At 42.0% G+C, this 14,541-nt stretch carries 8 protein-coding genes; all 8 read right to left on the reverse strand.

Going from position 1 to position 14,541, the window contains the following annotated elements; genetic code table 11:
- Positions 1-31: 31 nt before the first annotated feature.
- The 8 genes from RIC88_RS17945 to RIC88_RS17980 all read right to left on the reverse strand — a co-directional run bounded on the left by RIC88_RS17945 (position 32) and on the right by RIC88_RS17980 (position 14,532).
- Complete coding sequence (locus tag RIC88_RS17945) at positions 32-433, reverse strand: hypothetical protein (RefSeq protein WP_350218947.1); 402 nt, start codon at positions 431-433, stop codon at positions 32-34.
- A gap of 2 nt (positions 434-435) precedes the next feature.
- The gene (locus RIC88_RS17950; protein ID WP_350218948.1) at positions 436-1,836 is read right to left on the reverse strand and encodes an aldehyde dehydrogenase family protein; all 1,401 of its coding nucleotides are present in this window, start codon (positions 1,834-1,836) and stop codon (positions 436-438) included.
- A gap of 60 nt (positions 1,837-1,896) precedes the next feature.
- Entirely contained in the window at positions 1,897-3,948 is a 2,052-nt protein-coding gene (locus RIC88_RS17955) for an OmpA family protein (protein ID WP_350218949.1), read from the reverse strand.
- Positions 3,949-3,959: 11 nt separating this feature from the next.
- Positions 3,960-4,637: an OmpA family protein gene (locus RIC88_RS17960; protein WP_350218950.1), complete on the reverse strand. Its 678-nt coding sequence runs from the start codon at positions 4,635-4,637 to the stop codon at positions 3,960-3,962.
- A gap of 98 nt (positions 4,638-4,735) precedes the next feature.
- Complete coding sequence (locus tag RIC88_RS17965) at positions 4,736-6,043, reverse strand: peptidoglycan DD-metalloendopeptidase family protein (RefSeq protein ID WP_350218951.1); 1,308 nt, start codon at positions 6,041-6,043, stop codon at positions 4,736-4,738.
- Positions 6,044-6,061: 18 nt separating this feature from the next.
- Positions 6,062-8,002, reverse strand: coding sequence for a protein-disulfide reductase DsbD family protein (locus RIC88_RS17970; protein ID WP_350218952.1), 1,941 nt, complete (start codon positions 8,000-8,002; stop codon positions 6,062-6,064).
- 158 nt (positions 8,003-8,160) lie between these two features.
- Positions 8,161-9,525 (reverse strand): dipeptidase, encoded by a 1,365-nt coding sequence (locus RIC88_RS17975; RefSeq protein ID WP_350218953.1) that lies wholly within the window; start codon positions 9,523-9,525, stop codon positions 8,161-8,163.
- A gap of 69 nt (positions 9,526-9,594) precedes the next feature.
- The gene (locus RIC88_RS17980) at positions 9,595-14,532 is read right to left on the reverse strand and encodes a hypothetical protein (protein ID WP_350218954.1); all 4,938 of its coding nucleotides are present in this window, start codon (positions 14,530-14,532) and stop codon (positions 9,595-9,597) included.
- Between the last annotated feature and the right edge of the window lie 9 nt (positions 14,533-14,541).

The following is a 14,541-nucleotide window of genomic DNA, read 5'->3' on the forward strand; positions in this document are numbered from 1 at the left end:
AACGCAAATGGTTTTTTAGCAAAACGTCAACCTATTTTGTAAGTGTGACGAAGATATCCTCCATCAGTTGCAGTGTGATACGATTGTTGGACATGGTCGAAATCCGATACGTCATGCCCGGACTTTCAGGATCGTTTACCAGAAACAGCGTATCACTTGAAACATACCACGATTGAGTATGAGACAAGGTGTCTACATTGAAAATACAATCAGGATATCCGTTTGCTGTAACGGTTAGGCTGTCAGGAGTAAAAACAAAGCTTCCGTCCATGTAAAACTCCATGTCTTCTATTCCAGGATAGGATTCCGGTGGGGTTTCCCACTCAGCAACCCATTTACCATGCCATTCGGCGGGTCTCAAATTCGCTTTTTCATTCGATGAAGAACTACAAGAGCAAGCGATGATCAGTAGAATAATCTGTAACTTTTTCACACTCAAAAATACTTAACCATGAAATCAATCATAAATTTTTTAAAAGCCGAATATGGAGGATAAACCGTCTTTGCCATGGTGAGCCCTTTCCTTTGTTTGACAATGGCTTTTTCATTGGAAAATGCAATGAAGCCGGTGTGACCATGTGCCTTACCGATTCCGCTATTATTGACGCCCCCAATGGGTAGGTTTGGATGAGCAAATTGTAAAACCACATCATTGATGGTCATCATGCCGGCACTCGTTTCTTTTTTCACTTTATCTATCACACTTTTTTTATTGGTGAAAACATAGAGTGCTAAAGGCTTTGGTTTCTGATTGATGAAATCGATAACATCTTCAATATTTTGATAGATAAGTAGCGGTAGAATAGGACCGAATATTTCTTCTTCTAAAATCCTGGAATCCTTCGATACATTGCTTAGTAAAGTGGGAGTGAAACGTAGATTATCCCGTTCTGATTTACCACCAAACTGAATATCCGCACCTTTATCTATGGCGTCAGCCATGAGGTCATTGATACGATTGTGATGCTCGCGACTGATGATTGCTCCATACGTTTCTCTCTGTCCATACATTTTTTCGGACTGAACGATAAGTTCCTCAATCAACCTTTCCTTTACATCCTCATGAACATAGAGGTAGTCCGGGGCGATACAGACCTGACCAGCATTTTGCCACTTGCCCCAGGCTATCTTTTGAGCGGCATCTTTGATGTTTGCACTTTTATCAACGATGGTTGGTGATTTTCCACCAAGCTCCAGCGTTACAGAAGCCAAATGCTTGGCAGCAGCGGTCATTACAATCTTTCCAACCTGCGGGCTTCCGGTAAAAAATATATGGTCAAAAGGGAGAGACAGAAGCTCCTGAGATTCATCAATGGCTCCTAGCACAACACTTACTTCTTCAGGCAGAAAAAGCTCCGAACACATTCGCTGGATTAGCTCCGAAGTATTTTCTGAAAACTCGGAGGGTTTGATAATGACACTATTGCCTGCGGCAATGGCGGAGACCAGTGGCCCAATCGCTAGCTGGAAAGGATAATTCCATGGTGCGATAATTAAACAAGCCCCTTTTGGTTCATAAAAAGTTTCTGCTTTTGTTCCCAGATAGGTGATGCTTGTTTGGGCCTGCTTGGGCATCATCCAGGACTTTAAATTTTTCCTTGCCTTTCTGATTTCTGATAGCACGACAAAAATTTCGGTAAGGTCTGTTTCTTGTCGAGGCTTTTGTAAGTCATTAAATACAGCCTCCTGAATCTCTTGCCTGTGATTTAATATCCATTTTTCAAGCTTGTTCAGATGATCTTTTCGATCCGATAGTGTAGAAGTTCTTAGCGCTATCGAATGCTTTTTAACCTGATCAAATAAATCGCGGATTTGAGATTGTGTAGCTGTATCCATAGATTAAAAATAAAAAAGTCAGCTTGGAAAGCTGACCTTTTATTGAGAAGTCTTTTTTGCCTATTGAATTTGGAACTCGACTCGCCGATTGATTTGTCTGTTTTCAGGGGTGTCGTTTGGCACTTTCGGTTTAGATTCTCCAAATGCTTTGTAAGCCAACCGATCCCTGCTGATTTCATTGCGGATAAAATAATCCATTACAGCCTTGGCACGTTTACCGGATAGGCTCATGTTGTAATCTTCATTGCCTACATTGTCGGTATGGCCTGTAATGAGGATTTTATCGATGGTTCCTTTCTTGAGGTAATCCAGTACCCGGTTCAGCTCCGGATACGAAGCAGTTTTAAGTTCTGCCTTGTCGAAATCGAAGAAGATATTTTTAAGCTCTATGGTTTCACCTTTTTGAATTGGGAAAATTCGAATGAATTTCTCAACGGTATCTGATTTCTTTAACTCTACAAAATCCAGCCTTTCAGTTTCTGAAATATAGCCTTCAGCCTCTCCTACTAGCCCATATTGCCAACCTCCTTGCACGGTAAATTTGAATGTGCCTGTTTCATTGGTAGCCGCATGACCTATATCCAAACCATCAGGAAGCCTTTCGATCAATACTGTGGCTCCATTAACGGGCTTTTCTGTTTTTGCATCCAGCACAGTGCCTGAAACAGTTGCAATAATGTCTTCAGGAACCAAATGTTTAACCGAAGCTACCAGCGGGGATTCAACCTGATCAGAGAACAAATCCTCTACTTTAAAACTGAATATGTCTGTGTCCTCTCCTTTTTCACCCCTGGTGAAATACAGATTTTGACCGGTTGCAGGTATACTGAAATATTCATCATTACCTTCTTTATTAATTCCCGGCCCCAGGTTTTCGGGTTCCGACCATCGTTTCCATGTATCGTCAAGCTTAAAGGAAACATAAATATCTGCACCTCCATATCCGGTATACCCATCAGATGAAAAATAGAGTGTCCGGCCATCTTCAGCCATAAAAGGTGATTCATCCTCTCCTAATGAATTGATATCATTGCCCAAATTCATTGGCTCGGTCCAGGTACCATCATTTTTCTTAAAAGAGACGTAAAGATCTCGCGCACCATAGGTATCATCACGTTCTGCTGACATGATCATGGCCTTTCCTCCGGGAGCCAAAAAGAAGTCTGCATTCGGAGAATAGTTGTACTCGTTTTCAATTTCTATTGAAGTAGGGTCTTCAAAAGTATCACCCGTTTTCTTGGACATGGAAACACCGGTATACATCCTACCTTTTTTTCCATACCTGTTTCCCAGGATTAGTACTTCTTCATTGTCAACCATGCTGATAGAACTTATAAAATTGGGGCCAGGTGTATTTAATGGGGGACCCACATTTTTGGCGGGGAGCCATTCACCGGTTTCTTCATCTAATTCGGAAACCCAAATATCTTCTGCGTCATTTTCTCCTCCCACATTGTCCGGGTGAAACTGGCGGGAAAAGTAAAGCTTCTTTCCATCAGGGGAAATGATGGGACTGTGCTCCACATAGTCACTATTTACATTTGTGCTTAATTTTTCAGCATCCACAGTACTGTTTACACCTCTTGCAAGGTTCAGTAATACATTGATAGGGATATTGGATTTAGATACCCCTATGGCATCTATGGCATTGTATCCTTCTGAAACACTACAATCAAGTACTACACGAACAGCATGAACTTCATAGGGTGTTTCTTCAAAGAAGAGGTTCAAAAGACGAGACTCAATTGGAAGATCACGAGGAGCAAGTTCGAAAAGGGTGTATTCGTTGTATTCAGCATCATAGCCATATACCGCTTTCACAGCTCCCGGGTTTTCAGACTCGGCAATAGCAATTTGCTTGGCTTTTATGGGTGTATTGAAAGAGACCATAATGAACTCTTCCTTGTCCGTGCTTTTTGGACGCCAGGCGTTAGGGTTCTCACCTCCGCCCGGAAGCACATTGGGTCTGTGTAAGGTTTGAATGGCAGAATATTCATAAGGTGAATACTCTGAAGAAACGTCAATGACTTGTGTGCCCCATGCAACAGTTTCTTGTGCGTTGGACGCATAGGTAAATACTAAGCCAAGTGCGATTAGGTAGATTTTTTTCATGATGTCTAAGTTTAACGGCGAATTACTCTAACTTCTACTCTTCTGTTAAGCGCTTTCGCCTCATCAGTTCGGTCTTGTGTCACTGGCTGGGATCCACCAAAAGCCTTGGTGAATATTCTACTTTTCTTCACTTTCTGATCGATAAGATATTCCTGGACGGCAACAACCCTGGCTTCTGATAGTCGCATATTGGCATCAGGATTACCGGCAAAATCGGTATGTCCTTCCAATTGGATAATAATGGATGGGTTCTCATTTAGCCAAAGTGCGAGTTCATTGAGCTCCTCAAAAGAGCTGGATGAGATTTGATCGCTACCGCGTGAGAAAATAAGGTTTTCAAGTTTTCTCAACTCTACTACATCTTCCTCGATATAGAGGTTACGTTCCATATTTCCAGATACCTTAATTTCTTCGCTGTATTTATTGTATCCACTCTTGGTAACAGAGAAATTATAAGTTTCACCCTGGATGAGCTGAATTTCAAAAGTGCCATCCGATTTAGTTGAGGCCATCCCCATATCGTCATAATAGGGGAGCTTTTCATAAAGTATATTGCCTGCTACTGGCGTTGAGTCCGCGGCTTTAAGCATTTGACCATAAAACAGCACGAGAGTATCGCTGGAGACTTGGGCTGTGGCGGCAGTTACTAAAGCGAGCGAAAAAATGGCAAAAAAATAGATTTTCCGCATTTGATTTTTGGATGATTTAGCCCAAAATAACTCAAATAAATGCAAAATCTAAAGAATTGTTAATCGTTTCGATACCAAAGTCGGTAAGAATAGCTCATTTATTGAGTTGGACTATCTTCAGATTGAGTTGGAATTTTTGCTAGTAGCTTCTCTTGAGTTTCAAAATTGATTTGATCCAAAACATTTCTTATTGAATCGCTCACAACCTTGAAATTTGCAATTTGTGTAGAATCAATACCTCCAGAAGAAGGTATATCCACTTTCAAAGCGTCAACCTGGCGGCCGTTTTTCCAAAATCTATAGCACAAATGCGGCCCATTTGCCAAACCCGTGCTACCTACATAGCCAATGGTCTGTCCTTGTTTTACGGTGGTTCCAGGCCGGATGCCACGCTCAATTTTAGACATGTGAAGGTACTGGGTGGTGTAATTACTGTTGTGTTTGATCTTTACATAATTACCGTTTCCACCATGATAGCGAGCTTCTAAAACAACGCCATCTCCTACTGTTCTAATGGGGGTTCCGGTTGGAGCAGCATAGTCTGTACCCAAATGTGCTTTATATCTTTTTTGTACCGGATGGAATCTTTTAAGCGAAAAGCGGGAACTTATCCTGGTATAGTCAAGTGGAGCTTTTAATAGGGTTTTTCTAAGGCTATTTCCTTCCTCATCAAAAAAATCAAGCTTTTCTTCTGTTTCAAATGGAATAGCATAATAGGATTTGCCCCAATGCTCAAAGTAAGCTCCTTTTATATTTCTTATACCGACAACCTCACCATCTACAGTCTCCTCTTCAAAAACCAATTTAAACTTATCGCCCTTGGCAATCCTGAAAAAGTCCACCTGCCAGGCGAAAACGTCTACCATTCTGTGCACCAGTATCGGTGAAGCACCCAAATCCATTAAGGAGTTGTAAAGCGAGGAGTTGATTTCTGCGGCCAGGGTTCTTTCTTTTACTTCAACAGGCTTTTGCTGACGCTCTGCGTAAATAGTATCCACGAGATTATAAACAACATATTCGGTCGGGGATGGCTCGAATATGAATTGTCGCGCTGTTCTTAAAGAATCACGATTATGAATAATTGCGTAAGAAGCGCCTGCTTTCAGTTTTCGCACATCATAAACCTCCCTTGCATTTTGCGCAAGCGTATGGATATCCTGGAATGAAATATTGAAAGCAGAAAGTATCTCAGAAAGGTTTTGGTTCCACCTCACTTTACCCTCCACAATGTCAAAGGAGTCAATTGGATATCCGTAGTATAAGGTTGGGAGTTGAAAAAATGTAGAATCAACCTCTATCTCAGCCAGGAAACCTTCTTGCTCTGCCAAAGGAGCTTTAAGGTAAATAGCCGAAATGATCGTGATTGTTAGCCCAACTATAATTAGCCAGATTTGGTTTTTTCTCATGCAATTCGCTTGATGACGCTACAAAACTGCGTTTTTTCGGTGGTTTTCCAATGCTTTATCCAAAAAATCCACAAAAGCTGAAATATCTAAATCATATGCTTTCGGTGGAATCAGCAGCTTTTCATCTTCATTTAGAATCACATAAAATGGCTGTGCATTGTTGTTGAATCTAGTGATTTGAAAGTCAGCATTTTGCTGGCCTATGGTTTTCTTGGTTTTACCATCATAAGTAGATGAATACCACTCACTTTCTGAAAGTTTAGTTCGATCATCCACATAAAGCGCTACCAGAACAAAATTTTCACTCAATCTTTTCAGAACGGCCGGATCAGACCAAACACGCTGCTCCATTTCTCTACAGTTTACACACCCATGACCCGTAAAATCAATGAAAATTGGTTTCCCCTGTTCCTTTGCACATGCTACTGCCTGGTCATAATCAAAGTAGCCCTGCAACCCATGTGGCCATTCAAGAATGTCGTTGTACTTAGGCTCCTCACATGTGTTGCCTCCAGCCTCTTCTTGCAGAAGGTTGAAATTATGAGTGGACATTGGAGGAAGGAATCCGGATAAGGATTTTAAAGGTGCACCCCAAAGACCTGGAATTAATGCAATAACGAAGGAGAATGTGCATACAGCCAGCATCAGTCTGGCCACAGAAATCTTATCTGAGTCTGTATCACTTTTGAGTTTCAGTTTACCGATAAGATAAAGTCCAAGTAATCCAAAAATAGCAATCCATAATGCGATGAAAACTTCACGATCGAGAAGACCCCAGTGATAAGCCAGGTCCGCTACACTTAAAAATTTAAGTGCTAGCGCCAGCTCCAAAAATCCTAATACCACTTTTACTGAATTCAGCCAGCCACCTGATTCAGGCATAGACTTGAGCCATGTTGGGAAAATTGCAAAGCCGGTGAAGGGAATGGCGAAAGCCAATGAAAAGCCAAACATAGCTGTCGTACCTTCAATAATACTTCCTCCGCTGAGCGTATTAATTAAGGCTGTACCAACGATAGGGAATGTGCATGAAAAACTTACCAGCACCAGTGTGATAGCCATAAAGAAGATGCCTATCAAACCACCACGATCTGCTTGTCGGTCTATTTTAGTAACCAATCCTGAAGGAAGGGTGATTTCGAATAGTCCAAAGAATGAGAGTGCAAACAGCACAAAAACAGAAAAGATGATGAGATTGAAAAGCCAGTGGGTACTGAGCTCATTTAATGCTGTGAATCCCCAAATCAGTGAGATGAGGAATCCCAGAAGGCTAAAGAAAACAATAATAGAAAGTCCGTAAATAAGTGCTTTTCCAACTCCCTCTTTTCTTGATTTACTCTGCTTAAGGAAAATTGAAACCGTGATGGGAATCATAGGATAGACGCATGGCGTAAGCAATGCAACCAGTCCGGCTAGAAATGCAGTAATTAGTATTGACCAGAGACTACCAGTTTGCTCCTCTGGTTCAGCCTTTTTTTTTAAACCGGATGCTTTTTTCTTGCTACCTAAAGAAAACTCATCATCAAAAGGGATACACTTCCCATCGATATCAGAGCAAACCTGGTAGGTATAGTTACCGGAAATGCTGAAGTCTTCATTAAGAATTTTTACCTTTTGAATAAACAATCCTTCTTTTTTGAAGTAGGTGTATTCACCCATCCAAATGGCAGAATCATACGTTCTACTTGGATTAATTGGTTCTATTTCACCAACTAACTCGTAAGTGTCGTTTGTTTCGAAATTGAACTCTGTGACCATGGGACCGAGATCCGGATCAAAATCAGTAGAGTAGAGGTACCAGTCCTTTTCAATTTTTGCTTTGAAGCGAATCTCTATTTCATCACCTACATTAGGCTGGACTTCTGAAAGCTCAACTTTCCAGCTGATTGGTTTGAGCACCTGGGAAAAAGCCCCCAAAACCATGGTGGCGAAAACAAAAGAAAGAAATAATTTTTTCATAATTGGTCTATAAAAACATCGCCAAAGAAGCTGTTCAAAAGGTCAATTTATTTTTTCTATTGTCACATTGAGGTTCTCGAAATGTCGTTCTATCTATAGCTGAGAAAGTTTCGAGAGCCTCAACCTGACAAGTGAATAGACTTTTTGAACAGCTTCATTTATTTTGACATATCTGTGAAAAACTGATAGAAGTAAGAAATCGTTTCAATTCCACGGTAGTAATTAAACAAACCATAGCTTTCGTTTGGTGAGTGAATGGCATCTTCATTCAGCCCAAAGCCCATTAAAATCGAATCCAGTCCAAGCTCTTCCTTGAACAAAGCAACAATTGGGATGCTACCACCTTCTCTTGTAGGAATAGGATCTTTTCCCCAGCTTTTTGCCATGGCTTTAACAGCTGCCTTATATCCGATAGAATCTGTCGGTGTTACAGCTGGCTCACCACCGTGGTGTGGTGTTACTTTCACTTTCACGGATTTTGGTGCAATGCTCAAAAAGTGATTCTTAAAAAGTTCTGTGATCTCATCACTGGTTTGGTCTGGTACCAATCGCATAGATATTTTTGCATTTGCCTTTGATGGCAATACCGTCTTGGCACCCTCACCGATGTATCCACCCCAGATACCATTGACATCTAAGGTAGGCCGAATTCCGGTTCGTTCGATGGTAGAGTATCCTTCTTCACCTTTCACCTCATCAATACCCAAATCTTTCTTGAATTTTTCCAGGTTGAATGGAGCTTCTGCCATTTTGGCGCGGTATTCATCCGATAGCTCCTGTACTTTATCGTAGAATCCGGGGATGGTAATTCTTCCTTTTTCATCCTGAAGCGAAGCAATCATATTGCATAAGATATTGATTGGGTTGGCCACCGCCCCACCATACACCCCTGAATGCAAGTCACGATTTGGGCCTACTACTTCTACTTCCAAATAGCTCAAACCTTTCAACCCAACATTGATTGATGGCGTGTCGTTGCTGAGCATGGCAGTGTCAGAAATCAAGATGACGTCAGCAGCTAGTTTCTCTCTGTTTGCTTTTACAAATACTTCCAGATTTTCCGAGCCTACTTCTTCCTCACCTTCTATCATGAATTTCACATTGCATGGTAGACTGTCAGTTTTAATTAGGGCTTCATAAGCTTTTACATGCATGTACATCTGACCTTTGTCATCGGCAGAGCCACGTGCATAGATCTTTTCATTTTTGATCACCGGCTCAAAAGGAGGAGAATCCCATAGTTCATAAGGATCGGCTGGTTGCACATCGTAGTGACCATAAACCAGGACTGTAGGCAGGCTTGGGTCTTTGATGTGTTCTGCGTATACGATAGGGTAGCCAGCAGTTTCACAGATTTCTACATGAGTGTCTAGTTTCTCAAACTGAACTTTCAGATACTCGGCTGCTTTTCGTACATCTCCGGCAAATTTTTTATCTGCACTGACGGAAGGGATTTTGAGCAGTTCCAATAGTTCGTTCAGAAATCGATCTTTGTTTTCTTCTATGTAGGATATAGCACTCATGTGTTTAGCATTTTTTGTGCAAACTTAATTCACGACGAGAAGCTCTGCACGATTTAGTTAGTGAAAGGCTTACTCAAACCCAAAACCATCGTCCTCATCATCCTCGATGGTCTTGAAATTTTCATCTTCAACTTTGATCTCGTCCGGGGATACCAGATTATATGGTTCTTTGATTCCGAAATAGCTTTCACGGAAGCGATTGATGAATCCTAAGGTCTCGTTCGTGTCTCCAACTGCAAGAATCAACTCGCCGGGTTTAGAGCTTTCCACATTAGATTTGGATTGTATAAGCTCATTGAATTCAGCATTGGAAGAATACAGCACCAGCTGATTAAAAGTATAGCCGATGTAGTACCAGATGCCGGGAGCAGCCTGAATGAATAGGTTCACAACCTCAGCCCCTGATTCATCTTTTTTGATTTCAAGGAAGCCGTCCAATTTTGCATTCAGGTCATTCAGATAGATATTAGAAATGCCCAGTTTGGTGGTGTTGTGCCACGCTTTCTGACTCTTATCCCATTTCATTTTCACTCCGGAAATAAGAAACTGTCTCTCCAAGGCTTTGGAAACGGAAACCAAAGCGGTGTAGTCTTTTAAGCTGGATTGTTCATATTGCTTGGCTGTGGCATCACTGGTCATATTGGCCAGTTTATAAAGAAGTTCAAGTGAAATGTCATTGGCCAGTGGAGGCCCAATCCGCTCGATGATGTCAATCAAGTCTGACGACATGATATCGAAAGCTTCGGGAGGCGCAGCAAAGTCCATGGCAAACATAGCATCTGCACTATATTCATTTGATTCTTTATCTCCTACACCAAGTACCGAGGCATCCACTTTGACTTGAGTGTTGAGCGGGTTTAGAAAGTTCGCTCTTCCTTCGAAGACAATGGACTTAATGGTGTCCATGTAAAGCATGGTATGTCCCTGATAGGAAGATCCGTCTGTCTTTGCAGGATTTTCTATACGGTAGGTTTGGATGGAATCAATGTATGTAAGAAGGCCGCTTGCATTAAAGAAGTCAAGATCAGTTGAATTGGCTTTTTTCTCTACAAAAGTGGTGTACAGTTCATCTCTAACATCCATGTGAATTCCTGCATAAGCTTTTTCTCCAGTTTCCAGAATTGCATTATCGAATGGTAGCTGCACATTGCGTTCGCCCTCTTTTCGCTGAAACCGCACCCAGTGATTGTATTCGGGATCATTAAGATCAAGCTTGACAAGTCCGTCCAATTCTAATGCAGGCTTTGAAGCATACATGGTTACTGATCCTTTATAGAGGAAACCTGGAGATATAATCAGGTTTTGGTCTTCCATCACCTCACCACCGGAAACGGTCATTTTCCTGGTTTTTACATTGCCTTTCCGATCCGGTTGGTCAACCGGGACATCCAGTAATTCGAAGCTATCAAATCGAATGTCGAATGTATCCGTGCCAACGATCTGTTGGTAAAAAGCATTTCCTTCAAACTTGTTTCTGGACCAAATGCGGATGGACGCACGATCCAGGTAGTGATACCCGTTGAGTGTGTCTATAATGATTTGGGCATTTTCAAATTTTTGTAAAACAGAGTTTGCTAAAATGGTAGTCTCATGTCCTTCCGGGATGATTTTTGAATCTGCAACGATGATGTACGGAATACCCTTAACATTTAACTCTTTGGTGTTGATATCATAGATGGCCTTCTCAGCATTGAAGGCCAATGAGTCCAGGTCGTCCCTGGTGGTAAAGAAGTAGGAATCCTCAATTGGTATGTTTTTGGGTTTGGTCATGGTCACCACTGAATCTTCCAAATCCCATACTGCCTCGGTAATCGAAGTTTTCATTTGTGCGTACGGGAAGGAAATGGCTGCCACACCAATGCGCTCGGGACGAATGGTTGCCGTGTTGTCAGTCAAATCAAAATCCAATCGAATATCGTCACCCTCCATGGCCGGCTTGGTTGGGTCATCTGTTAGTACTTGAAACTGCGCGTGACGCGCACCATATGTTAATTCTTTAAAGTTCAAATCATTTGATTCAGCCTTAGACCCACGGGTGAGCATCGTTCCTCCTCCGTAGACACCTTTAGTGGTGATGTTCGCAAATCCTTCCAGTTCCGCAGTGGAGTTATAGAATTTGAATGGTTCTCTCACTGTTCGCAGGTACATACTATCCTTCCGTGGAAGCCAATACATATCATAAGCCCCCAAGACGGCTTCCGGGTAGCTGGCTCCTTTATAATCACCCGGAGAAATAACCCCCCCGGTTCCATCAGTAGTTACTGAGTCCGGGTAGTAAATAAAGTCATCCGAATAAATGGTTGTTGTTAGAAAATCAATTTGTCCAAAACCTCGCATCCCCTTGCTACTCAATCGAATTTCTTCATATGTTTTGGCCTCTGTACCATATAAATTGTATCCCTCTGCAGGGATTTGATGGACGAATCCTAGCGATCGATCGTTCTGAATGCGCAGCGTTTCCGGGAAGGTTGGGAATATTCCGCCCGAATTAAAAGTTCCGTCAAAACTGATACTTCCACCATCTTTTCTTTCCAAACTGTCAACCTCGAATGGAGGGATGATAAAGCGAACAGATTTATCATATGCGCCATTTAAAATTTCTTTTCCATCAAAATAAACGATGGCTTCACTATCTGAATTGAAGAATGGATATCTGTTGTTTTCCTTCACGCCAGACTTGTTGTCACTTGTATTGATGTGCAATGTTCCGGAGGTCTCTGTGAGTTCATTTTTTAGTGCAACTTGTTCAATGGCGCCAGTCCCTGTTGTATCACGGAGCGGAACAGTTAACCTCATGGAATCAATCCGTGGCATATTCACAATAAACTCTTCGTAATCGAACTGATGCCCGGCACCTTTGTACTGAAAATCGCCTGCATGGATCATTCCATCAAACTCAAGGTTTCTTCCTTTCAAAAGAGTAACAGTACTGTCTACCGGCTCGCCATATATTTTAAAGTCGGTGGTGAGGTAGAACCTATGTACTCCCCGCACTTTCAATTGTCCACTGTCAAGCACGATATGGGCATTTGAACCATTTTTTATTTTGGATGGAACCATGAGGTTATCGAAATCCACACCCTCTGCAGACGCGTCATAATAATGAAAGGCTTTAGGATAAAGTTTTAGCTTGCCGGTGGTGGCATTGTAGTCGGCAAACCCATACTGGGAAAGCACCTTGCCAGCACCTTTTGCAAACCGTTCGTCAATTTCATACTCTAACGCAAGTTCTCCCACATAAAACTCCTCAACGCCATATTTACGTGCATAAAAAACCGCGGCATTGATCGGGTGGAAGTCTAAGAACCGACCCAACTTCTGGTACCTGATCTGATCAAAGAAATCTTCGGATTCGAAAGTTGCCGGAAGCAGGTCTTTTCCGTTCATAATTTCCAGTTCGATAGAATCTTCTTCCATGTTCCATGTGATCAGATCCACATTCAGTGTCAGATCAAAGTAGGAGGATTTATAGGGTGTCAAGGTGGAGTTTCGGAGCACCATTAACTCACGGGTAAGGATGTCAAATTTTGCTTTTACAGCCTTATGAAAGATTGAGTCACTGCCATGAAGGATGGTCATGGATCCACTATTCATTGAGACCAGCGAATCCCCCAGGAAGAATTCCTTTGACTTTAGCACAACCGTATTGCCCTTGCCATCTAGTATTTTGAGTGTTCCAGGCTCTCTGGAAACAGATTTCCCGTAAAGGGTATTTCCTTTGATTTGTATGCCGCCAGTGTAGCTGAGCTGTTCGTCGTTAAGTTTCACTACATTGTCGGCATTGTTCGAGGTGAAAGTTGGGTAATTGCTTAATGCGCGTTTTTGTCGGGGTGTGCTTTTAAACTCAAACACCCCTTCAATTTTTCCCTCTCCTGTCAAATCACTGAATTGAAAAGAAGCATTTGGCGACCAAAAATCGGATCGATCCTTCTTTAAGTGGAATTGTTTCAGTTGAATAACCGCTCCTTTGAATTTACTATTCTGACCGGGCCAGTCTATTGATCCTTGCTCTCCGGCCAATGTTCTGTTTTTGAGGAGGAATGTCCCGTTTACACTTTTTATCCTCAATGAATCGTATGGAGTGGAGAGTACAACACGGGCATTTTTTATTTCGATAACAGGTCCCTCAGGCTCGGGATGGACATATTGATATTGTTTCAGAGTTAGGTAATTTGGAAGTGCTGGCGAGTAGCTTGGCCGTACTGCTTTTGGTTCTTCATAAGCAGGCTCCTCAGTTGCTTCACTTCCCCAGGAATTGCCCCAGCCTCCATCATCATTCCCCCATGAGTCATTGCTACTGCCCCATGCATCATCCGACGAATTATCTGCCCAGGGGTCATTGCTTGTGTCCCAGGAGTCGTTAGAATCGCCCCAGCTATCATTGTTTCCCCATGAGTCATTTCCCCAAGAATCTTCGGAGGTGTCTTCAACAATCACGGGCATTTCATCTTGTGTGATCAAAGCTCCAGTATCTTCTTCGATTATTGCCTCCTCGGGCTCAATGGCGATGTATTCGTCTAAAAGTTTGAATTCATACGATCCTTCTCCAGCCTTTACCGCAAGGTTTTTATCAAGACTCAGGTATCGGCGTGCGAAGTAAATGTTTAGGCCGAAAAGGAATTCTCTGTATTCAGATTTGCTGAGGGTATGCACCACCTGCTCATTGATCTCTAAAACCTTATCAAGCTGATCTCTTTTTAAATTTTCCTGTGCGACTGAATATGCCAGATAGGTGAAGAAGTGATAGAAATAAGGATAAAATTTATGTCCCTTTTTCTGCATTATAAGTGCGATTTTATGCACTTTATCTTGTTGTGCAGTAGTAAACTTTCCATCCCACGCATTTTGAAAATCGAAAGCGATTTTGTTGGCAGATTCAGTTCCAACAGCTCTTAGTTTGGCAATAGCTTGCGCCCGAAATTCCGTTTTGTTATCAGAAAATCGTTGAGCTTGCGCTGAAGTAATCAGCAGCGCAAATGCTAAAACGGAAAGTATGAGCGAGCGCATCAAGCGATA

Origin of the sequence: Ekhidna sp., assembly GCF_040220215.1 — a bacterium.
Taxonomy (GTDB): domain Bacteria; phylum Bacteroidota; class Bacteroidia; order Cytophagales; family Cyclobacteriaceae; genus Ekhidna.

What these genes read in the sequence shown, in the direction of transcription:
- RIC88_RS17950 (WP_350218948.1), bottom strand. Translation starts at nt 1,836, where the DNA reads ATGGATACAGCTACACAATCTCAAATCCGCGATTTATTTGATCAGGTT.
- RIC88_RS17955 (WP_350218949.1), bottom strand. Translation starts at nt 3,948, where the DNA reads ATGAAAAAAATCTACCTAATCGCACTTGGCTTAGTATTTACCTATGCG.
- RIC88_RS17960 (WP_350218950.1), bottom strand. Translation starts at nt 4,637, where the DNA reads ATGCGGAAAATCTATTTTTTTGCCATTTTTTCGCTCGCTTTAGTAACT.
- RIC88_RS17965 (WP_350218951.1), bottom strand. Translation starts at nt 6,043, where the DNA reads ATGAGAAAAAACCAAATCTGGCTAATTATAGTTGGGCTAACAATCACG.
- RIC88_RS17970 (WP_350218952.1), bottom strand. Translation starts at nt 8,002, where the DNA reads ATGAAAAAATTATTTCTTTCTTTTGTTTTCGCCACCATGGTTTTGGGG.
- RIC88_RS17975 (WP_350218953.1), bottom strand. Translation starts at nt 9,525, where the DNA reads ATGAGTGCTATATCCTACATAGAAGAAAACAAAGATCGATTTCTGAAC.
- RIC88_RS17980 (WP_350218954.1), bottom strand. Translation starts at nt 14,532, where the DNA reads ATGCGCTCGCTCATACTTTCCGTTTTAGCATTTGCGCTGCTGATTACT.